Origin of the sequence: Aquimarina mytili (assembly GCF_016735115.1) — a bacterium.
Taxonomy (GTDB): domain Bacteria; phylum Bacteroidota; class Bacteroidia; order Flavobacteriales; family Flavobacteriaceae; genus Aquimarina; species Aquimarina mytili.
Genome location: NZ_JAERQJ010000001.1, coordinates 675807 through 693730 on the forward strand (window position 1 = coordinate 675807; position 17924 = coordinate 693730).

Annotated in this window: 21 protein-coding genes; 10 read left to right on the forward strand and 11 right to left on the reverse strand. The window is 33.6% G+C overall.

Going from position 1 to position 17924, the window contains the following annotated elements; translation table 11 throughout:
* Window positions 1–153: 153 nt before the first annotated feature.
* Window positions 154–489, reverse strand: a complete 336-nt coding sequence (locus tag JJQ60_RS02950) for a single-stranded DNA-binding protein (RefSeq protein WP_201916465.1) — start codon at window positions 487–489, stop codon at window positions 154–156.
* A 213-nt stretch (window positions 490–702) separates the two neighbouring features.
* Here JJQ60_RS02950 and JJQ60_RS02955 point away from each other — a divergent pair, with 213 nt between their 5' ends.
* On the forward strand, window positions 703–1227 hold the full coding sequence (locus tag JJQ60_RS02955) for a GNAT family N-acetyltransferase (RefSeq protein WP_201916467.1): 525 nt from the start codon (window positions 703–705) through the stop codon (window positions 1225–1227).
* A 579-nt stretch (window positions 1228–1806) separates the two neighbouring features.
* Here JJQ60_RS02955 and JJQ60_RS02960 read toward each other — a convergent pair.
* From JJQ60_RS02960 to JJQ60_RS02970, 3 genes are all read right to left on the reverse strand, one after another.
* Entirely contained in the window at window positions 1807–2418 is a 612-nt protein-coding gene (locus JJQ60_RS02960) for a DUF4230 domain-containing protein (RefSeq protein ID WP_201916469.1), read from the reverse strand.
* Window positions 2419–2511: 93 nt separating this feature from the next.
* Window positions 2512–3060: a DUF4136 domain-containing protein gene (locus JJQ60_RS02965; RefSeq protein WP_201916471.1), complete on the reverse strand. Its 549-nt coding sequence runs from the start codon at window positions 3058–3060 to the stop codon at window positions 2512–2514.
* An 81-nt stretch (window positions 3061–3141) separates the two neighbouring features.
* Window positions 3142–3318 (reverse strand): DUF5522 domain-containing protein, encoded by a 177-nt coding sequence (locus JJQ60_RS02970; RefSeq protein ID WP_201916473.1) that lies wholly within the window; start codon window positions 3316–3318, stop codon window positions 3142–3144.
* 29 nt (window positions 3319–3347) lie between these two features.
* On the opposite strand from JJQ60_RS02970, the gene JJQ60_RS02975 reads away from it, so the two are divergent.
* The 5 genes from JJQ60_RS02975 (at window position 3348) to JJQ60_RS02995 (ending at window position 7979) form a co-directional block, all read left to right on the forward strand.
* Complete coding sequence (locus JJQ60_RS02975) at window positions 3348–3674, forward strand: hypothetical protein (RefSeq protein ID WP_201916475.1); 327 nt, start codon at window positions 3348–3350, stop codon at window positions 3672–3674.
* Window positions 3675–4616: a 1-aminocyclopropane-1-carboxylate deaminase/D-cysteine desulfhydrase gene (locus tag JJQ60_RS02980; protein ID WP_201916477.1), complete on the forward strand. Its 942-nt coding sequence runs from the start codon at window positions 3675–3677 to the stop codon at window positions 4614–4616.
* A gap of 8 nt (window positions 4617–4624) precedes the next feature.
* Window positions 4625–5530: a glucosaminidase domain-containing protein gene (locus tag JJQ60_RS02985; RefSeq protein ID WP_201916479.1), complete on the forward strand. Its 906-nt coding sequence runs from the start codon at window positions 4625–4627 to the stop codon at window positions 5528–5530.
* Between the two features lie 2 nt (window positions 5531–5532).
* Window positions 5533–6822, forward strand: coding sequence for a glutamate-1-semialdehyde 2,1-aminomutase (gene hemL / locus JJQ60_RS02990; RefSeq protein WP_201916481.1), 1290 nt, complete (start codon window positions 5533–5535; stop codon window positions 6820–6822).
* A 443-nt stretch (window positions 6823–7265) separates the two neighbouring features.
* A complete protein-coding gene (locus tag JJQ60_RS02995) occupies window positions 7266–7979 on the forward strand; it encodes a DUF5018 domain-containing protein (protein ID WP_201916483.1) in 714 nt (237 codons plus the stop codon).
* Window positions 7980–8046: 67 nt separating this feature from the next.
* On the opposite strand, the gene JJQ60_RS03000 is transcribed toward JJQ60_RS02995, so the two are convergent.
* From JJQ60_RS03000 to JJQ60_RS03020, 4 genes are all read right to left on the reverse strand, one after another.
* Entirely contained in the window at window positions 8047–8589 is a 543-nt protein-coding gene (locus tag JJQ60_RS03000; protein WP_201916485.1) for a TIR domain-containing protein, read from the reverse strand.
* Between the two features lie 201 nt (window positions 8590–8790).
* Window positions 8791–9030, reverse strand: coding sequence for a hypothetical protein (locus tag JJQ60_RS03005; RefSeq protein WP_201916487.1), 240 nt, complete (start codon window positions 9028–9030; stop codon window positions 8791–8793).
* A gap of 494 nt (window positions 9031–9524) precedes the next feature.
* Window positions 9525–10334 carry a nuclear transport factor 2 family protein gene (locus tag JJQ60_RS21965; RefSeq protein ID WP_236669024.1) on the reverse strand — a complete coding sequence of 270 codons (810 nt, stop codon included), beginning with the start codon at window positions 10332–10334 and terminating at the stop codon, window positions 9525–9527.
* Between the two features lie 157 nt (window positions 10335–10491).
* On the reverse strand, window positions 10492–11979 hold the full coding sequence (locus tag JJQ60_RS03020; protein ID WP_201916489.1) for a hypothetical protein: 1488 nt from the start codon (window positions 11977–11979) through the stop codon (window positions 10492–10494).
* Window positions 11980–12138: 159 nt separating this feature from the next.
* Here JJQ60_RS03020 and yiaA point away from each other — a divergent pair, with 159 nt between their 5' ends.
* The 4 genes from yiaA to JJQ60_RS03040 all read left to right on the forward strand — a co-directional run bounded on the left by yiaA (window position 12139) and on the right by JJQ60_RS03040 (window position 15028).
* A complete protein-coding gene (gene yiaA / locus JJQ60_RS03025; protein ID WP_201916491.1) occupies window positions 12139–12618 on the forward strand; it encodes an inner membrane protein YiaA in 480 nt (159 codons plus the stop codon).
* Between the two features lie 149 nt (window positions 12619–12767).
* Complete coding sequence (locus JJQ60_RS03030) at window positions 12768–14069, forward strand: DUF2157 domain-containing protein (RefSeq protein ID WP_201916493.1); 1302 nt, start codon at window positions 12768–12770, stop codon at window positions 14067–14069.
* Window positions 14066–14617 carry a GDYXXLXY domain-containing protein gene (locus JJQ60_RS03035; RefSeq protein ID WP_201916495.1) on the forward strand — a complete coding sequence of 184 codons (552 nt, stop codon included), beginning with the start codon at window positions 14066–14068 and terminating at the stop codon, window positions 14615–14617. Before JJQ60_RS03030 ends, JJQ60_RS03035 begins: the two co-directional genes overlap by 4 nt.
* A gap of 66 nt (window positions 14618–14683) precedes the next feature.
* A complete protein-coding gene (locus JJQ60_RS03040; RefSeq protein WP_201916497.1) occupies window positions 14684–15028 on the forward strand; it encodes a DUF6515 family protein in 345 nt (114 codons plus the stop codon).
* 79 nt (window positions 15029–15107) lie between these two features.
* Here the strand turns inward: JJQ60_RS03040 and JJQ60_RS03045 are convergent, their stop codons facing one another.
* The 3 genes from JJQ60_RS03045 to JJQ60_RS03055 all read right to left on the reverse strand — a co-directional run bounded on the left by JJQ60_RS03045 (window position 15108) and on the right by JJQ60_RS03055 (window position 17915).
* Entirely contained in the window at window positions 15108–15707 is a 600-nt protein-coding gene (locus JJQ60_RS03045) for an SPOR domain-containing protein (RefSeq protein WP_201916499.1), read from the reverse strand.
* A 306-nt stretch (window positions 15708–16013) separates the two neighbouring features.
* Window positions 16014–17705 (reverse strand): lysine--tRNA ligase, encoded by a 1692-nt coding sequence (gene lysS / locus JJQ60_RS03050; RefSeq protein ID WP_201916501.1) that lies wholly within the window; start codon window positions 17703–17705, stop codon window positions 16014–16016.
* A 60-nt stretch (window positions 17706–17765) separates the two neighbouring features.
* The gene (locus JJQ60_RS03055; protein WP_201916503.1) at window positions 17766–17915 is read right to left on the reverse strand and encodes a hypothetical protein; all 150 of its coding nucleotides are present in this window, start codon (window positions 17913–17915) and stop codon (window positions 17766–17768) included.
* Window positions 17916–17924: the final 9 nt, after the last annotated feature.

Genomic DNA, 17924 nt, shown 5'->3' on the forward strand with positions numbered 1-17924 from the left:
TGAATTTTGATAAGACCTTAGTAGTATTAATTTGTGGAAACTTACTGTAGGCGACAATTACTAAAAATTTGCAAGTCAATTCCTTATGTTCTTGAATAGTAAAAAAACCCCTGGATTAGGGGTTTTTGATTGTTAGAATTGTAAAAAAGCTTTCTATTTATTTCCTAGCATTAATAGTTCATTACAAACTATTTCGGTAATGTATCTTTTTTGGCCTTCACTATCTTCGTAACTTCTAGAGGTCAGTTTACCTTCAACGGCAATTTCTTGCCCTTTGTTTACATATTTTTCGATGATATCTGCAGTTTTACCCCAAGCTACAATATTATGCCATTGCGTATCTGTTATTTTATCACCTTGTTTGTTGTAATAATAATCATTTGTAGCGATTGAGAATTTGGCTAATTTTTTACCAGATTCTAGAGTAATAATTTCTGGTTCTTGTCCTAAGTTTCCAATCAACTGTACTTTGTTTTTTAGCGTGTTCATAATTTTAGTTTTACGTGTTAAACAATTGATACTATCGAGTTCTGATGTTTCGACAATGCAAACATAGAAGAGTCTGTTTTAGAGATTCGGTTAGGAAGTGTTTAATTTCGTTTGTAATTATTTGTAACCGTTTGTAAATAATTATTTGATTATAAAGCAGAGATTTATGAGTTTTTTAAAATGTTATATTTTTGAATTAAAATAAGTGTTTTAATGGGGGATTCAAATATTCTATTGCGACAACTAAAGCTTTCTGATGTTAGCCAATTGACCATACTGGCTAATAATAAAAAGGTATGGGATAATGTAAGAGATTATTTTCCTTATCCGTACACCGAAAAAGATGCCGAGGTTTTTATAAATCTAACTAAAGAGCAAAATCCTAGGCAAAGTTTTGGCATCGAATTCAATGGTGAACTCTGTGGAGTAATTAGTCTTATACCACAAAAAGATGTATATAAAAAATCCGCAGAAATAGGATATTGGATTGGTGAACCTTATTGGGGAAAAGGAATCATGACTAAAGCTGTAGGATTAATTACCAGATATGGATTTGACGAATTAAACGTAATCAGAATATTTGCAGGCATTTTTGAGTATAATGTAGCTTCTATGAAGATTTTGGAAAATAATGGTTATAAAAAGGAGGCAATATCTGAAAAAGCTGTATTTAAAAATGGCAAGATATGGGATGAACATCGCTACTATATTCTAAACAAAGACTATAGTATGAAATAACTCAATCCCTCTTCAATTATCTCACAAATACTTATATGAAAACTAGTAGCCTAATTAAGTATTTTTAGTGATCAATCAGGCGTATGCCTGTTTGATTATCAAAAGGGCATAAATCACATAAAATAACATTTATGCTCACAACAGCCCAAGCGAATCTGTATTAGGCTTATTATATCTATTCAAAGAATTTATAAAAGGCGTTAGAGGATTTAAAATCACTCACGTTGTAACATTTTTTAAAATAAATTGGAATTAGGGGGGTAGGGTATATAATAACTAGCTCGTTTTATTAGTGTAAACAAATAAATAATCTGTAAAATATTATAGGGTTTGAGGGACAAACGAATGCTATACTATGTAGATTTTTTAAATTTTAAGATGGAAAGAGAAATCTTTCCATCTTTTTGTATCACTATAAAAAGACATTGTCATTCTGATATCCAAGTGTGGGATTAATGCCGTACTTTGTTAATAAAAGATCAGAATTCATAAAAGAGTTGAGTTTGTATTATGAATCCTGAACCTTTGGGGTTCAGGATGGCAATTTTGATATAAAAGATAGGAGCTTTTATGATGCTTTCAAGGTAATACTTCTTCAAACTTAAGTTGGTTGTCGATTATAGTATTGTTGTATTTTAGGGTCCAACCTAACGAATTAGTGAGTATATATATCTTCTGTAGTTCACTAATGAGTCGATTTTCAGAATTCGTTACTAGAGACGACTTTTTTACCTTCTTGTTAAGTTGTTGCACTACTTTTTGTCTGATTAAATTATGATCTTTTGGGTTAAACTGATTTAAAATACCATACTCAAGACTGTGATATTTTATATCGGGATTGATGTTAATTTCAGGTTCAGGAATTTTAGTAATCACTACGGTTTTAATATCCTTATTAAGGATATACTCAATCTGACTAAGATCATAAGATACTTCCACTTTTGCGTTGACAACCACCAATGCAGTTTTTATTGTAGGAATAAAAGAATACACTTTTTTGTTCTCTTTATAATTGATCACTTCAGAGAAATGGCCTTCTGTAACTACAAGTTTACCAACATTTTTTATTTGATTAAGGATAAGATCTGATGATTGAAGCTCAGTTTTTCTAGCCGTAGATTGATCGATAAAATACTTTATTCCGAATACCAAAAGGGCAGTTATAAGTGCACCAAGTAAAAAATTACGCATAGGGTATACTTTCATGTTTCGTATAAATGTACATAAAAAAATATAGCCCTTCTATAAAAAGAAAGGCTATACCCATGTAAAGAAATATTGGTCTTATTTTATTTGTGGCGGGTATTTTTCGAGGATTGCACCCACAATTTTATTCATTTTTTCTTGTTTTTTTTCTACTCTTTCTGTTAAGGCGGCTGTTCCCATTCCTTGCCATATCAATTCTTTTTTAGAAGCGTCAATAAGATCTATATATAAAGTGCCTTCAGTCACACGAGAAACGGTATTGTAATTGGGACCCCAGAACCAAGGATTCCATCCCCAGCCATAACCCCAACCTGGACCCCAGCCCCAGCCCCAGTTATTTTGATAGAGATTTACATTTTCTCGGGTTTTTGTGAAAATACTAACAAGCATATCGGGATTTTCTGATTTAATAAATCCTTTAGAGGTCATATCTGCTTCGATAGCTCTTAGAATACGTTTTTTGTCTAGATCACTAATTTCTGCTTTATCAATTCCTGGTTTATAAAAAGCAAAACTTTTATATGTATTGAAATTTGCCTGCTTATCATAATCTGAAGCTACACGTACCGTAGAGCAGGAACTAAGCATTATGATAAGGATTAATGATACAAGTGATAAAAATTTCATAATCCTATATTTTTTAGAGATTTAACAATAGCTTTTACGATTATTGCTCACAATAATCATACCATGGCATAGATCTTGTTTCTATTTTTTTGAGTAGCTATTCGTTTTTTTGTCATAGCCATATGGGCAATGCCTGCAGCCACTCTCACAGCAATACCCCCTTCTAAGGTGATATTGTTCTGTAAAACATCGATACCCTTCTGGGGTAATATAATAATCTCCTTCTTTTGGAGTTAATATTTTTTTAGGGTTACTCATCTAATACAAAAATAGTATCTTGTAATTATATGCGCATTGTTGTTAACAAATATTTGATAGGACGCCACTTTGTTGGGTTAGCTCTTTGGCCATTTATTGTAGTCAAAGATTCATTCCTTAAAGATGATGAAGCCTTTATTAATCACGAAAAAATTCATATCAGACAACAAGCAGAGTTGTTGGTATTGCCATTCTATATTCTTTATTTTGCAGAATATATTATTAGGGTGTTTCAATATCGAAACTTACAATTAGCGTATCGTAATATTTCTTTTGAGAGAGAAGCTTACTACAATGAAGATGATCTTAATTATCTAAAAAAGAGAAAACCCTGGAGTTTTATTAAATATTTTTAAATGCATATTTTTTCTTCGGAAACTGTACTTTCAGAAAATCAAAAGATTAATCATCCGATTCTGGATAATGCACAAGTTTCACTTTATATCAAGAGAGAAGATCAGATTGATAAAGATGTTTCCGGGAATAAATTCAGAAAATTAAAGTACAATCTTACAGAAGCTAAGCGATTAAAACATCATACAGTTTTGACGTTTGGAGGAGCCTATAGTAATCACATCACAGCAACCGCTGCAGCAGCAAAGATGGTAGGACTAGACAGTATTGGTGTTATCAGGGGTGATGAATTAGGTAAAAATATCGATAAAACCTTGTCAGAAAACGACACTTTACGTTTTGCCAATACTAATGGGATGCGTCTTAGGTTTGTTACCAGAGAAGACTACCGAGAAAAAACTTCTGAAGCTTTTTTAGAGAAATTGGCTAAAGAGTTCGGTTCTTTTTTTTTAATTCCTGAAGGCGGAACAAACGAGTTGGCGGTTAAAGGATGCGAAGAAATACTTACAAAACAAGATGAAAGTTTTGATTTTATTTGCACTGCCGTAGGTACAGGGGGTACTATCTCGGGTATTATTAATAGTAGTAATACTAGTCAAACTATATTAGGGTTTCCAGCTTTGAAGGGTGATTTTTTATCCGAAGAGATTTCAAAATTTACGTCCAGGACAAATTGGAAATTGGTAACCGATTATCATTTTGGAGGATACGGTAAAATAAATAAAGAAGGTGTAGAGTTTATAAATGATTTTTATAGACAACACAATGTTTTATTAGATCCAATCTACACGGGTAAGATGCTCTATGGAATTTTTGACATGGTGCATAAAGGTGTTTTTCCAAAAAATACTCGTATTTTAGCCGTGCATACCGGAGGGTTACAAGGTATAGCAGGGATGAACGAAAAATTAAAGAAAAAGAAGCTACCCCTTATTACAACTTAATATAGAAAATGAGGAAATTTATTTCACTATTATGTGTCGCTGTTTTTTTGATTTCTTGCGGAGGAAGTAAAAAAACAGTTATTTCACGAACAGAAACAACAGTACCCAAACGAACAACTAAGATAGAACGTAAGGCGCAAGCAATTAAATCAGAAAAATTACCTGATGTTACTCCTCGCAAAAAAGCTCCGGCTTCAATTCCTTACAAAGAAAGAGTACAACGCTATATCTATGAATTTTCTGAAATAGCGATGAGTGAAATGAAGACTTATGGTATACCTGCCAGTATTACTCTGGCGCAAGGAATTCTGGAATCGGGAGCAGGATATGGAGAGTTGACTCAAAGAGCAAAAAATCACTTTGGAATTAAATGCCATAATTGGAAAGGTGATCGCGTATATCATGATGATGATCTTTCTCAAGAGTGCTTCAGAAAATATGACAATGCCAGCGAATCTTTTAGAGATCATTCTTTGTTTTTAAAGAATAGAAAACGATATTCAAGACTTTTTACGTTCAATAAAAAAGATTATAAATCTTGGGCAAGAGGACTAAGAGAAGCAGGATATGCTACCGATAAAAAGTATCCAGAAAAACTTATAGGTATTATCGAAAGATATCAATTGTATACTTTTGACGATCAGGTACTGGGTCGTAGCAATAAGAATAGGGTTCGTAAAGAAATCAAAAAAGAAGTCAAAAAAGATATTGCCACAGTAGTAACATCACCTATTCGTACTCAGGATGGAGGTCATGTGGTACAACAAGGAGATACCTTATATTCTATCTCAAGAAGGTATAAAATCTCTGTACAAGAACTTAGATCATATAATAACCTCGCAGACAATACAATACATGTCGGGCAAGTACTTAAAGTAGCTGCCGAAGATGAGGAAGAAGAAGATTTCAACTAATCATGATATACCAAAGAAGCAGTGCATTATTTGCAGCAGCACAAAAAGTAATTCCAGGAGGAGTTAACTCACCAGTTAGAGCATTTAAAGCCGTAGGAGGAGACCCCATATTTGTTAAAGAAGCCAAAGGAGCATATTTATATGATGAGGATGGTAATCGATTGATTGATTATATCAATTCTTGGGGACCAATGATTTTGGGGCATGCACACCCTCCTGTAGTTGATGCAGTGGTCGAAAAAACTAAAAAAGGAACTAGCTTTGGGATGCCTACAGAAATCGAGACCCAGATTGCAGAGTTAGCGGTTTCTATGGTGCCTAATATTGATAAAATACGCTTTGTCAACTCAGGAACAGAAGCTTGTATGAGTGCTGTGCGCTTGGCTAGAGGGTATACCGGTAAAGATAAAATAATCAAATTTGCAGGTTGTTATCATGGGCATAGCGATTCTTTTCTAATCCAAGCGGGTAGTGGCGCTGTTACTTTTGGAAGCCCCAATAGTCCAGGTGTTACTAAAGGTACTGCTCAAGATACGCTTTTAGCAAGGTATAACGATCTAGATCAAGTTGAAGAGATTATCGAATCTAATAAAAACGAAATTGCCTGCATTATTATTGAACCTGTAGCGGGCAACATGGGCTGTATCCCACCAATAAAAGGATTTCTTCAGGGGTTGAGAGCTTTATGTGATACGCATGGTATACTTTTAATTTTTGATGAGGTGATGACTGGCTTTAGACTTGCCAAAGGAGGAGCGCAAGAGTTATTAGGAGTAGATGCCGATATCGTTACTTTTGGTAAAGTAATCGGAGGAGGATTGCCGGTAGGGGCATTTGCAGCACGAGAGGAAATTATGAATCACCTAGCACCTTTAGGTCCAGTATATCAAGCCGGTACTTTGAGTGGTAATCCATTGGCTATGGCAGCAGGATTAGCTATGCTTAATGAGCTTAATAACACTCCAGAAATCTTTAAGAGCTTAGCAGAAAAAACCGAATATTTACATGAAGGGATCGAAAAAGCCTTGTTGCATCATAATGTCACCCATACAATCAATAGAGTGGGGTCTATGATTTCTGTACACTTTGCTAAAGACGAGGTAGTAGATTTTGATACAGCAGCCAATGGAAATAACGATACTTTTAAAAAATTCTTTCATGGTATGTTGGATCATGGGATCTATATAGCCCCAAGTGCTTTTGAAACCTGGTTTATAACAGATGCACTTACTTATGAAGATTTAGATGAAACTATAGCCGCAGTGAATACAGTGTCAAGTACTTTGTTTTAGCCACTTTTATCTATTGAAGTGAACTCGGGATGCTAAACTTACATTAAAGGTCAATCTTTTTTTAAATAAAAACTTAATTCCTGTCTATGGTGAAAGGGTCGATATAGGTTTTCTAATGCATTGGAAAAATCTTTTTATTTGATGCCTTTTGTTATACTAATTCTTTGCATCATTCCAGCCTTGTGTTTAGGTTTGGAGTTTCATTATTTTTTATGGTAAATAGTGAATAACTTCATTTTTTGACTTCAGAGCTTTGTTTACATAGAATATTTCAAAAATTTAGGGTAACACTTTTAATTGTTTTCACATTAAAGAGGGTAATTGTGCTACAACTATCTGTAAAAAGGGTTAAAATAAAGTTTTTGACAAGTTTTAAATTATTTGCAGTGATAAGTTTGCATGATTTTTAAAGTAAAGGAAAATAAACATAAAAATTAAAAGAAATGAAAACCCCAAAATTATTTTTAAATCAATTAAGTGTATTAGCATTGAGCTTTTTTATATGTGTTTCTTGTAGCAGCGATGATGATGTTGCTATTACAGGAGGTGATGTGCCAACAACAGTAACCGAAAGTGATGCAAAACAAATAACAGCATTTTCATTATTGGCAGTCGATAATGAAGGATTGTCTGCAGATATTACAGCTACGATTGATCAAGATGCTAAAACGATTAGTGCAGAGTTGCCTATTGGTTCTTCGGCAGCTTCATTAACTCCAACCTTAACTATTTCTGATGCTGCTACAGTGAGCCCAGGTAATAAGACTGAAGTTGATTTTACCCAACCTGTATCCTATACAGTAACTGCAGAAGATGGTTCTACAGCAGTATATACAGTAACTATTACAGTATTAAAATCTGATGCCAAAGACATAACTTCTTTTACAATGTTAGCAGCAGATAATCCTGGATATTGCTGTGGTGATGTAACAAATTTTACCATAGATGAAGACACCAATATAATTACCTTAGAAATGGCAGATGGTTCAGACTTTACTGCATTAAAGCCTACCATTGTAATATCTGATAAAGCTACAGTAAACCCAGGTAATAAAATTGCCAATGACTTTAGTGTAAGTGGTGGTGCAAAATATATAGTAACTGCCGAGGATGGTTCTGAAAAAGAATACACAATTAATATTATAACCAGACGCTAATCTATAACTGCATAATAAATAAATGTATATAAACCCCTTTCTGTTAAATAGATAGAAGGGGTTTTATTTACGATTCAAACCACTTACTAAGTGCTATTTCTTTTCCATTGGGATATTTTACATCATAGGCCTGTGCCGTAAAATCGTTTTCTTTGATGTATGCATGTTTCTTGAGATATTCTGCCCCGCCGTAGTCACTAAAATCTTCTCGTATCGGTAAAACAGCAATATCTTCGGGCTTTTTTATGGTTGCAGCCAATCGCAGTACCCAATCGCACCATTTATCCTGAACTGCTGTCTCTGTAGCCAAAAAAATAAATTTACTATTTTCTCGTATTTGCTGTTGCAACTGTTTTGTAGTAGCATCACTTTTATCTTTAGGAATACTCTTATCAAGCCAATCTGCATGTAGTAGAACTCCAAAACCTTTTAGAAAGTTAATGGCACTATCCAGTTCTTCTAGTTCATCAGGATGATGAGAAATAAATAGCGTTACTTTAAGGTTTTTGGTTTCTTTTTTAAAGAGTTGTAGGCTTTCAGTAACATCTTTGGTATATATTCTCGCAGAGTTTCTTAATTGTAGTAACCCATACTGTGGTAGTATACTCATTAATAGTTTGACTTGGTTTATAAGAAAATATATAACGTTGTATTCTTAGATTTTGTTGTTTTTAATTTTATAAAATATTTATAATACATACGTTTTATGTAAGGGAGGTAATTGTCAGGTTTTTAAACTTTTGAAGCGCTAAAAGAATAACGTAAATATTTGTAAAAGAAAGTAGATTGTTTATACGTCGAACATGGATACTCAAATTTTAGAATAGTGATATCCAAAAAATATTAAAATTAAGACCATAATTATTTTAAATATATAACCGACAAGAGCATTTTTTTTAAGTTGTTTTGGGGTGTAAAATGAATTAAAATCTTTTTTACCTAAGTGGCATAAATATCTAATAATCGCACCAAACCATTCTGAAGAGTTTAGTGAGTTATCAGCTGCGTTTTGCGAATTTATATCTTCTTTTTTATTAGGATTTGAACTCATATTACACTTTACTATTTGACAAGAATTGATCAAATTTGTTACAATAATCGTTGCAAGAGGTAGAATATCTATTTGAAGGAGGCTCTACACCCTTTTCAATAGGTTTATTAGTTATGATTAGGTGGTTGTTTATAGATTCGAGATAGTTTAATATCCTTTTTAATGAGTGTCTAGCTCATGCTGGGGTAGTTGATTGCTCATTCGAATGGGTTGTATACTATTTCGAAGGGGTATTTTGCTCATTATAATAGGTTGGTGTACCGGTTTGAGACGGTTCGTAACCCATTCCAATAGGTTAAGAACCTGTTATAACCGGTCTATAACCTGCTCTAAGCACCTATACAACCTATTCGAAAGGGTGTAGAACCGCTTCGAAGGACTTTGGTAGATGTAATAAGGGGTTCAGGACCGATTCGAACCGGTCTATAACCGGGTTAGGGGTGGTTCAGAACCACCCCTTAGGGGGTAGCGAATGGGGTAGGTTAAAGAGTTGTTTACCTACGATATGTTTTAGAAGTAAAGGATTTATGAATTATTTTCCATTCTTCCTTTATTTTTAGCAGTAATAGGTAATCTATGGCTACTCGGTCTCTATCAGGTATGAGTACTTGTATCTTTGCAAGACCAGCATCATCTTCATAATCTATAGATAGTACTTTTCCAATTCGATTAAATGTTTTGCCTTGGGTGAAGTTGGTTATGTATTTCTTTCCTGGGATAATACCCAGTGTATCTTTTTTTATATAATACAAATTAAAGTCTTTATGAAACGCTTTGTTTAGTCTCTCGGGTTTGCTATTGGCTGTACCTTCTATATAGTGTAGTAAGGTGGTATTGATCTTGTCGATCTCTAGTGTGTTTTTAGCCTGTAAATCTGCAACGTTTTCAAAAGTATTAAGGTTGATGATTTTATGAAGGATTTTCCATGTTCCTTGTATTTTTAATAGTAGCAGGTAGTCGGTTGCTACTCTATTTCTGTCAGGAAAATATACTTCGATCTTTGCTGATGCAGCATCGTTTTCATAATCAATAGTAATTACTTTTCCGATTCGGTTATATTTTCTCCCTTTTTCTACACGTTTGATATAGCCCTTTCCATCTATAACTTTTAGGGTATCGCTATCCACAATAAATAGTTTGAAATCTTTGTGAAATGCTTTTTTTAATCGTTCGGGTTCTCCGTTGGCAGTACCTTCTATATAATGTTGTAATGTAGTGTTGATCAGCTCAATTTCGGTTTGTGCGTTTACTCCCAAATTCGAGATAAAGATAAATACTAAGGGTAGTATAAGGTTTTTTTTCATGGTGAGTTTTCTGATTTGTTTATGATGATTGATGATAAACGTATTATGATCTGTAACCAAGATAACAAATACATAAGCGTCATGATAGATAATTATATTACAATTAACTATAGTTATGATGGAGAAGCAGCTTTATCTCACTGGCCATGGCAAACTTTTATTTGCGGTGTACTAACTCCAATATTGTTTTGTACAGATCAGTTCTATATGCTTTCGCTTTTAACCAGGCATAAAAACTCATTTCAAAAATATCTTCCTGCTCAGGATCTGGAGTGGTTAGCGTATTCTGGATTTTTTCTTTAAAGGAAGCTGTAGTAATGATCTCGGGGTTTCGATAATATTCGAGGACAAGTTTTAAAAATTCAAGTGCTCTGGTTTCACCATTATTTTTGAGATAGCTGCTATGCTTTTTTCTAAAGCTGTTTACTCGAGATTCTACCAGGTCTAGATTATCGAGTTCAATATGCAATAAAATCTCGACCAGATTCTTTTTAATAACCCAAAGGATTCCGGTTTTTTCGGTATACCATGTGTCGCTATGATAAAAACCAGATATTATACCTAATGCATCTTTGAAGCGGGATTGCATAAAGTAAAATACAATCAGGCTTAGCTTTAGGTCTAAAATGTAAGAAGTCTGTTCTTTATGATGGTTGTCATCAAAAGTTTCGAGGGTGGCAATGGCTTGATCGGCATGCCCCGTATAATTAAGGTTTAGGGTGTGTAATAAGGTATATTGAGGAAAAAACCGACGGTAATACTTATTTTGGCTTTTATGCATCTGGTTCGTCATCAATACCAGATAATGTTTCGATGTTTTAAAATCCTTATTCCTAAAATAAGCATTGGCTACATAATACAAAATCTGTATATGGTAGAATAGATGCTTATCAATGAGATCTTCTTTAGTGTTGATTTGGGTGTAGGCTTCTTCTACAAAAGGAAGAATGGTATAATAGTCTCTAGAGGCCTGTGCGGCTTTGTTGGTGATTTCTAAAATCTTAAATAAAGACCTAAAGGTAAGGTCTTGTGTGGTCGAGATCCCAAACTTGAATAAAGCATCTTGTATTACGACAACAAAATCCTGATGATGTTGGATAAGTTTGTTCTGTACCGTTGCATAAAAGAGATTAAGGTTTTCTTCTTGTTGTATTGATGCTTTATTGTTTTTAAAATTATGAATAAGCGATTCTAGTGATAGTGATGTGTTAAGATGAGCATATTGAATTTTGGTGTAGTAAATCTCATTTAAAATGCTGTAAAGATCATATATTTTTGCTTTTTGCTCGGCTTTATTCAAAGTTTTAAACGCTATCCTGTACTGTTTTTGTTCAAAAAAGATTCTACTCGCTAATAATAATTTAAGAATCTCCATTTCTTCAGAAGTTTCTCCTTCTAAACTTTTCGAGGCAACAAAATCGATTAGACTATCATGTAACCTTTTGCTTAACGCATGAAAAGCTCCTTTAGATTGTTTTCCGTAGATTTTTATGTCTAGGTTTTTGACTTCCTCAGCAGTGTCTAAAAGCTTAAATAATTGTATGTTTTTAGTATCATTTCTTTTGTTTTTTTGTTTCAAAAGCGCAATAAAACTTCTCTTCTCTTCATCAGATAAAGTGCGAATTATAGATGAAATGATGTTCATTATATCGTAATTAGCTGTGGTTCAAATATACTATAAATACTATATTTTTATTATATAAATATAAATTATATCGTAAGTTTTTTGAAAAAATAGAATTTGCCCAGAGATAAAACCACTGCACATTTGTACCATAAATTAATCATCAAAAACAAAATTATCATGGATTACAAATTTAGTAACGACGTATCTCAGGATACGGTAACAGAAAAAAAGGAAAAGAAAAAAAACAAAACATATGATCAAAAGCCAACACCGGCTTTTATATCAGCATCATGGTCTGCATTGTTTATTGGTATGATATCGTATTGTACTGGTTTATGGAATGCAGATATGTTGCTTAATGAAAAAGGGTACTACTTCACGATCCTCTTATTTGGATTGTTCTCTGCAGTATCTGTACAAAAAAGTGTTAGGGATAGGTTAGAAGGCATCCCGGTAACCGAAATTTATTATGGGATTAGTTGGTTTACAACACTTACTTCTATTTTATTATTAATTATCGGTTTATGGAATGCCGATCTGGAGTTAAGTGAAAAAGGGTTCTATGGGATGTCTTTTGCCCTAAGTTTATTTGCTGCAATTGCAGTACAGAAAAATACCAGGGATAAAAAGTTTATAGAAAATCAAGAAGAAAAGTAAGAAATCAAAAGAAGAGGCCGTGTTTATTTAATTGTGCAAATGGTTACATGAACATCCGGGGGGAGGCCTCTTGTTTTGATGATTTGAAAAGACGGCTGTGTGGCTGCAGTCGTCTTTTTATTAACTTTATAACTAAACAATAGTATAACATGGGTTCAAAGTTTAACAAAGAACTGCAAACATTGGTAAAAGATAAGGTGATCTCGCCAGAGCTTGCAGATAAAATAGAGCAGTATTATGCTACCAGAGATATCGGGAAACCGAATAAATTATTTACGGTTTTCGGGATTTTTGGTGCATTATTGATTGGGTCGGGTGTTATTTTAATGTTGGCTCATAATTGGGATGAATTCTCAAGAACCATAAAAACAATCTTAGCATTTTTGCCATTGCTAGTAGGGCAATTTTTAACAGGTTTTTCTATACTCAAAGAAAAAAGTAAAACATGGAAAGAAGCATCTGCTACATTCCTTTTCTTTTCGGTAGGCGCATGTATCGCTTTGATAAGTCAAATCTATAATATTCCAGGAGATTTAGGAGTGTATTTGCTCACTTGGGTTGCTCTTTGTTTGCCCTTGATTTATCTGTTGCGATCTAATGCTGTGGCATTATTATCAATATTATTAAGTACCTATTATGCACTAGAAATTGGTCTGTGGAGATTTAGAGATAATACGACTCCATGGCTGTATATAGTACTATTTTTGACCATACTCCCTCAGTATTGGAGGTTAATTAAAACGAAAATAAACAGCAACACACTAACTATCTTTAACTGGGCAATACCCATAAGTATAACAATTGCTTTGGCTGCTTTTATTGGAACTAGTGATACTCTTGGATTTGTAATGTACATCACACTTTTTGGAGTATTGTATAACATAGGAAGACTTCCAGTATTTAGAGATTTGAAGGTCTTTAGAAATGGTTCTTTAATTATAGGGTCACTAGGAACAGTAATTTGCATGCTAATCTTTACGTTTAAATGGATATGGAGTGAGTTTCCGGATAACCCCAATTACAATACCCACGAATGGTATATGACCCTAGTTCTACTTGCAATAGCGCTTTTGGTTTTAGGATACTCAATCTGGAAAAAAGGATGGAGAGCAACAAATTTATTTCAGGTAACTTTTGTAGTATTCTGGATCGTATATTTTTTGTTCTCGACCTTTGGGGCGCTACCCGTAATACTTATGAATATACTTGTGTTTGCTTTAGGGATTTCGGCAATTAAAATTGGTGCAGACAAGTTTGATTTTAAAATTCTTAATTATGGATTACTTATTATCTCAATACTTATAGCGTGTAGGTTTTTTGATACTGGAATGGGATTTATAGTAAAAGGAATTTTATTTGTTTTAGCGGGAACAGGATTCTTTTTAACGAACTATTTTATGTTGAAGCGACAGCAGAAAATTTCAAAACAATTAAAAGATTTACAATTATGAAGATAATTCACGTATTTATAGGGTTTGTAATAGTAGCATTGATACAGATTTTTGTTCCATTACAAATGATCTGGCAACAGGAAGATGTATTGAGTTCAGGAGAAGTATATAAGTTCAAAACCAGACCAATAGACCCAACAGATCCTTTTAGAGGGAAATATATAACGTTACAGTACGAGATGAATTCTTTTACTATGGCAGATACAACATATATTCAAGGAGATAAGATATTTGTGTATATAGAAAATGATGATGCAGGTTATGCCAAGGTACATTCGTTAAGTAAAACTGATCTTAGATTGGATAAAGACTATGTTATTGCCAAAGTAACAGGGAATCATAAAGATGTTATAAATTTTAAACTGCCTTTCGATAGATTTTATATGGAAGAAACCAAGGCTTATGATGCGGAAAAAGCATATAGAGAGAATAATCGAAACAATACACAAAACGATGTATATGCATTGGTACATATTAAAGAAGGAAAATCAGTGCTTAAAGATGTGATCATTAATGGAATTTCAATACAAAAATTTGTAGAGAAATAGTTTCAAATTAAACCTTTATCAAATACTGAAGTCTTATATCATATAGAAAACAAAAAAACTAGAGATATGAAGACAATATTGAAATTACTTATTCCGATTATATTACTTTCTTTTTTTACTACATCTTGTGCTACAACAGTTAGGGTGCGACCTGCTCGTGGAGTTGTGGTTACAAAGTTACATCATCCAAAGATTGTTGTGCATAATAATGTAAGATACTATAGAAGTAATGGAACCTGGTATGTTAAACAAAATAGAGGATATAGAACTATTGCCGCTCCGGTAGGTGTACGAGTTACGACTTTGCCAAGAGGATATCGTGTTGTAAAAGTAAGAGGAGTAAAATATTATACCTATAGAGGGGTATATTACAAAAGATCAGGAAGAAAATACATTGTGGTTAATGTGTAGTTGATAGTTAGTTTGTGATGAGTGGGTAGTTTCTAGAAGTTCGTGATTTCTATACTACCCACTTATTATTTTTAAACGATTACCAGGCTTCTTCGATTTTTATTCGTTTTCCATTTTGATAAGATCCGATAAACGCATTTCTAAAACCAAGTTTCACCAACTCTCTACGAAAACGTTTGGCTTCTGCGAGGGTTTCAAAATTTCCTAAAGCATATTTATTATATCCTTCACTTTTGATTTCTTTAAAATTGACAAAGTTATCCGAGTACATCGATAGATTTTTTTCTTCGAAAGCTCCTATTTGTACTGCATATACCAATTCGCCTTCAATAGAACCAGCAGACTCTCCGGTATCAGCATCTAATTCTTGATTCATCGATACATTTTGAAGTGTAACTTCCAGTTCAGCAATTTTATTCTCAAGGATTTCTAATTCTGATTTATGATCTTTTTCAGAAATCATGCCTGTTGTACCAAAGTTCATGAAATATACTGTTCCGGCAATTCCTAATACTGCCAGGATCCCTAGGATAATTGTTGCAATCTTAAACTTCCTGGAGTTCTCCTTTTCATCTTTAACTGCTTTTTCGCTAAGATATTTAGCGCTTTGTGTAGCTTCTTCGGCTTTATATATTTGATCCTTAAGGTCTTGTAGTTCTTCGTCTGTGATAAATGCCATGGTTGTTAGTTTTTTTGAACACTCAAATATAGGAGATTCTTATAAAACTTCAAGAGTTTGGTGCACTTAGCATATAATTAGTATACATAATACTAAAAATTGATTAGCAATTAGATAGGGATATTTGAAATACTTAAAGTTTATTTAATTGACAGGTAACATTGGTATAGCTGTACAGGAATATCTTTGATATAGACAATCTGAAACCGCAGTAAATATAACTTCGGTAGTATTAGAATTTATTTTTTAGGGGAAAAACGCAACCGGTAGGGTTGCGTTTTATTTTTGTGTCTTTGTCCTATAGATTTAGTCTGTGATTTCTACAATTAGGTTGTCTTCGGTTTTGGTAACTTTGGTTAACCCTAATTTAGAAAGGCCTTTCATACCTTTGTCCCATGCTTTATTGCTTAAACCAGCTGCATTTTTGAGATCGGTAAGCGTTATGCTTTTTTCTTTTTTAAGAATTTCGAAAATTGCTTTTTCGTTGTCTTTAAGTTCAACCTGTTTTTTTTCTGGTCGCATTTGCGGGAAAAACAATACTTCTTGTATAGACTGATTATTGGTTAAATACATAATCAAACGATCCATCCCAATTCCCATACCAGAAGTAGGTGGCATCCCGTACTCCAGTGCTCTTAAGAAATCCTGATCGATAAACATAGCTTCGTCATCTCCTTTTTCACCTAGTTTTAATTGATCTTCAAAACGCTCTCTTTGATCAATAGGATCATTAAGTTCAGAATAGGCATTGGCAATCTCCTTACCACATACCATAAGTTCAAAACGTTCTGTTAGTTCTGGATTGTCTCTATGTTCTTTGCATAAAGGACTCATCTCTTTCGGATAGTCAGTAATAAAAGTAGGTTGGATGTAGTTTCCTTCACATTTTTCACCAAAGATCTCATCGATAAGTTTTCCTTTACCCATGGTATGGTCTACCTCTATGCCCATGTCTTTAGCGGCATCCCGTATTTCATCTTCAGATTTATCTGTAATATCAAAACCTGTAAAATGCTTAATAGAATCAGCCATAGTTACTCTTGCGTACGGCGCTTTGAAATCAACTTCATGTTCTCCAAAAGTAGCTTTGGTAGTTCCATTAACAGCTATAGCACAATATTCTAATAATTGCTCGCAGAAATCCATCATCCAATTGTAATCTTTGTAGGCTACATAGATTTCCATTGCCGTAAATTCAGGATTGTGCGTACGATCCATTCCTTCATTTCTGAAGTTTTTAGAAAATTCATATACACCATCAAAACCACCAACTATTAATCTTTTTAGGTACAACTCGTTAGCTATACGCATATATAATGGTATGTCTAATGAATTGTGGTGCGTAATAAATGGACGCGCCGCTGCTCCACCGGGGATGGGTTGCAGTATAGGAGTTTCTACTTCAAAATATCCACGATCATTAAAGAACTCACGCATAGCATTAAACAATTTGGTTCTTTTTACAAAAACCTCTTTAACATGAGGGTTTACAACCAAATCGGCGTATCGTTGTCTATAACGCAATTCGGGATCATTGAATTCGTCGAATGTATTTCCTTCTTTATCAGTTTTTGGAAGTGGTAAGGGTTTTAAAGACTTACTAAGTATCGTAAAATCTTTCACCATTACCGTTTTTTCACCTACCTGAGTGGTGAAAAGCTCACCTTCGACACCAATAAAATCACCAATATCCAGTAATTTCTTGTAGACTTCATTATATTGGGTTTTGTCTTCGCTAGTACAAATTTCATCTCGATTAAAATATACTTGCACACGACCATCAGCATCTTGTAGTTCAGCAAAAGAAGCTTTACCTTGTATACGACGCGACATTAATCTACCGGCAATAATTACTTTTTTGCCTTCTTCATATTCATTTTTTATCTTCTCTGAAGTATGATCTATTGGGTATAATGCTGCTGGATATGGATTAATACCGAGCTCACGTAAAGAATTTAATTTCTCTCTTCTTACAAGTTCTTGTTCTGATAATTGCATAATGCTGCCTTTTTAAAGGCACAAAAGTAGCCTATTTAGAGAATTTAAAGAAAAGTCTGCTTAAAAAATTTCTCCTCGATTTGCTGCTTTTCTCAATTCTTTAATTTTGAACCGTATTTCTTCATTATCAGCAAAATTCATTAACGTTTTGTCGTATTCGAATTGTTTTAAGATGGATAAGATAATACAATACGTCAATACCTTATCCATCTTCAATAG

What these genes read in the sequence shown, in the direction of transcription:
- JJQ60_RS02950 (WP_201916465.1), bottom strand. Translation starts at nt 489, where the DNA reads ATGAACACGCTAAAAAACAAAGTACAGTTGATTGGAAACTTAGGACAA.
- JJQ60_RS02955 (WP_201916467.1), top strand. Translation starts at nt 703, where the DNA reads ATGGGGGATTCAAATATTCTATTGCGACAACTAAAGCTTTCTGATGTT.
- JJQ60_RS02960 (WP_201916469.1), bottom strand. Translation starts at nt 2,418, where the DNA reads ATGCGTAATTTTTTACTTGGTGCACTTATAACTGCCCTTTTGGTATTC.
- JJQ60_RS02965 (WP_201916471.1), bottom strand. Translation starts at nt 3,060, where the DNA reads ATGAAATTTTTATCACTTGTATCATTAATCCTTATCATAATGCTTAGT.
- JJQ60_RS02970 (WP_201916473.1), bottom strand. Translation starts at nt 3,318, where the DNA reads ATGAGTAACCCTAAAAAAATATTAACTCCAAAAGAAGGAGATTATTAT.
- JJQ60_RS02975 (WP_201916475.1), top strand. Translation starts at nt 3,348, where the DNA reads ATGCGCATTGTTGTTAACAAATATTTGATAGGACGCCACTTTGTTGGG.
- JJQ60_RS02980 (WP_201916477.1), top strand. Translation starts at nt 3,675, where the DNA reads ATGCATATTTTTTCTTCGGAAACTGTACTTTCAGAAAATCAAAAGATT.
- JJQ60_RS02985 (WP_201916479.1), top strand. Translation starts at nt 4,625, where the DNA reads ATGAGGAAATTTATTTCACTATTATGTGTCGCTGTTTTTTTGATTTCT.
- hemL (WP_201916481.1), top strand. Translation starts at nt 5,533, where the DNA reads ATGATATACCAAAGAAGCAGTGCATTATTTGCAGCAGCACAAAAAGTA.
- JJQ60_RS02995 (WP_201916483.1), top strand. Translation starts at nt 7,266, where the DNA reads ATGAAAACCCCAAAATTATTTTTAAATCAATTAAGTGTATTAGCATTG.
- JJQ60_RS03000 (WP_201916485.1), bottom strand. Translation starts at nt 8,589, where the DNA reads ATGAGTATACTACCACAGTATGGGTTACTACAATTAAGAAACTCTGCG.
- JJQ60_RS03005 (WP_201916487.1), bottom strand. Translation starts at nt 9,030, where the DNA reads ATGAGTTCAAATCCTAATAAAAAAGAAGATATAAATTCGCAAAACGCA.
- JJQ60_RS21965 (WP_236669024.1), bottom strand. Translation starts at nt 10,334, where the DNA reads ATGAAAAAAAACCTTATACTACCCTTAGTATTTATCTTTATCTCGAAT.
- JJQ60_RS03020 (WP_201916489.1), bottom strand. Translation starts at nt 11,979, where the DNA reads ATGAACATCATTTCATCTATAATTCGCACTTTATCTGATGAAGAGAAG.
- yiaA (WP_201916491.1), top strand. Translation starts at nt 12,139, where the DNA reads ATGGATTACAAATTTAGTAACGACGTATCTCAGGATACGGTAACAGAA.
- JJQ60_RS03030 (WP_201916493.1), top strand. Translation starts at nt 12,768, where the DNA reads ATGGGTTCAAAGTTTAACAAAGAACTGCAAACATTGGTAAAAGATAAG.
- JJQ60_RS03035 (WP_201916495.1), top strand. Translation starts at nt 14,066, where the DNA reads ATGAAGATAATTCACGTATTTATAGGGTTTGTAATAGTAGCATTGATA.
- JJQ60_RS03040 (WP_201916497.1), top strand. Translation starts at nt 14,684, where the DNA reads ATGAAGACAATATTGAAATTACTTATTCCGATTATATTACTTTCTTTT.
- JJQ60_RS03045 (WP_201916499.1), bottom strand. Translation starts at nt 15,707, where the DNA reads ATGGCATTTATCACAGACGAAGAACTACAAGACCTTAAGGATCAAATA.
- lysS (WP_201916501.1), bottom strand. Translation starts at nt 17,705, where the DNA reads ATGCAATTATCAGAACAAGAACTTGTAAGAAGAGAGAAATTAAATTCT.
- JJQ60_RS03055 (WP_201916503.1), bottom strand. Translation starts at nt 17,915, where the DNA reads ATGGATAAGGTATTGACGTATTGTATTATCTTATCCATCTTAAAACAA.